Consider the following 1276-nt stretch of genomic DNA (forward strand, 5'->3'; position numbering starts at 1 on the left):
AGACTGCCGGGAGGGCGTAGCCCGAGCGGCGGTCTCATGCGCGCGCGGTTATTTTCTGAGAGGGTTTCAGCCGGCCTTTCGGGCTCGGCTTTGGGCGAGACGATAGCTGTCGCCGTTCATTTCGAGAATGTTGACATGGTGGGTTATACGATCCAGCAGTGCGCCGGTCAGACGCTCGGACCCGAGCGTCTCCGTCCATTCATCAAAGGGAAGGTTGCTCGTGATCAGGGTCGCGCCTCGCTCATATCGTTGCGAGATCAACTCGAACAGCAATTCCGCGCCGGTTTTGGATAGCGGCACGAAGCCCAGCTCATCGATGATGAGAAGCTGGTAGGCGGCCATCTGTTTCTGGAGCCGTAACAGACGCCGCTCGTCGCGCGCCTCCATCATCTCACTGACCAGTGCTGAGGCTGTCGTGAACCCAACGGACATGCCCTTTTGGCATGCTGACAGGCCGAGACCAAGCGCTACATGGGTCTTGCCCGTGCCGCTGGGGCCAAGCGCAATGACATTCTCGCGGCGCTCGATCCATTCGCAACGCGCGAGCTCCAGCACCTGCATCTTGTTGAGCTTCGGGATGGCAGTGAAGTCGAAGCTGTCCAGACTTTTGACGACCGGGAACCTCGCCGCCTTGATGCGGCGCTCGACCTTGCGCCGATCACGTTCGATCATCTCCCGCTCGGCAAGCCGGGTGAGGTATCCGACATGATCGACGCCCTCGGTGGCGCATAGCCGAGCCAGCTTATGGTACTCGCGCTGGAAACTCGGCAGCTTGAGGGCTTTGAGATAGTGGGAAAGCAGGATCTCGGGCGCTTCCGCTTCGGTGCTCATGCCGCTTCTCCTGCGTTCGTCGAGAGAAGGCGCATATACGCCTTCGCCGAGGTCGTCTCGACCGTCGCCCTCGGCAGGTAGGGATAGATGGACAGATCCAGCCGCGGCGGCCGGCGTTCCACCCGGCACAGGATCAGATGCTTGACCGCATCGAAGCCGATCGCTCCGAGCTGGATGGCCTGCTTCACCGCCGCATGGAGGTCGGCGAGTTCGAAGCTTTCCAGCAGACGAAGCACCTGCACATACTCCCGCCGGCCATGCTTGTTCATCCGCGCTTCCATCAGGCGGCGCAGCGTGGCGAACTCTTCGGGCAGGTTCCAGCCCTGGAGAGGAGCCGCCTGATCCAATGCATTGATCCTTGCCTATCCGGTTGATTCCCACACCCACTAGATCTAGTGTTGGGCATGGATGTCCTGGCCCGTGAAGACCTGCCGTTCCCGCAGTC

The 1276-nt window shown here is 61.2% G+C and carries 1 protein-coding gene and 1 pseudogene; both read right to left on the reverse strand.

Going from position 1 to position 1276, the window contains the following annotated elements; genetic code table 11:
- Positions 1–66: 66 nt before the first annotated feature.
- Positions 67–831, reverse strand: a complete 765-nt coding sequence (istB, locus tag VQ044_RS25185) for an IS21-like element helper ATPase IstB (protein WP_327650395.1) — start codon at positions 829–831, stop codon at positions 67–69.
- Positions 828–1190 (reverse strand): annotated as a pseudogene (locus VQ044_RS25190) (IS21 family transposase); the annotation flags it as partial. The gene istB and the pseudogene VQ044_RS25190, both read right to left, overlap by 4 nt.
- Between the last annotated feature and the right edge of the window lie 86 nt (positions 1191–1276).

The organism is Aurantimonas sp. C2-5-R2, from assembly GCF_036549495.1.
GTDB classification, from domain to species: domain Bacteria; phylum Pseudomonadota; class Alphaproteobacteria; order Rhizobiales; family Rhizobiaceae; genus Aurantimonas; species Aurantimonas coralicida_A.